Annotated in this window: 1 pseudogene; it reads left to right on the forward strand. The window is 67.2% G+C overall.

From position 1 onward, the window contains the following. Window positions 1-238 (forward strand): annotated as a pseudogene (locus ACLJNW_RS28320) (YgiQ family radical SAM protein); the annotation flags it as partial.

Genomic DNA, 238 nt, shown 5'->3' on the forward strand with positions numbered 1-238 from the left:
GGTCTACAGCCAGCGCTGCAAGGAGGCCTACAGCCATGTGCCGGTGATCCTCGGCGGGATCGAGGCCTCGTTGCGGCGCATCGCCCATTACGACTACTGGCAGGACAAGGTCCGCCGCTCGATCCTGATGGACGCCACGGCCGACATCCTGCTCTACGGCAACGCCGAGCGTGCGGTGGTGGAAATCGCCCAGCGCCTGGCCCAGGGCGAACTGGTGAGCGCGATCACCGACGTGCGC

It is taken from the genome of Salmonella sp. SAL4457, from assembly GCF_046548235.1.
Classification (GTDB): domain Bacteria; phylum Pseudomonadota; class Gammaproteobacteria; order Enterobacterales; family Enterobacteriaceae; genus Salmonella; species Salmonella enterica.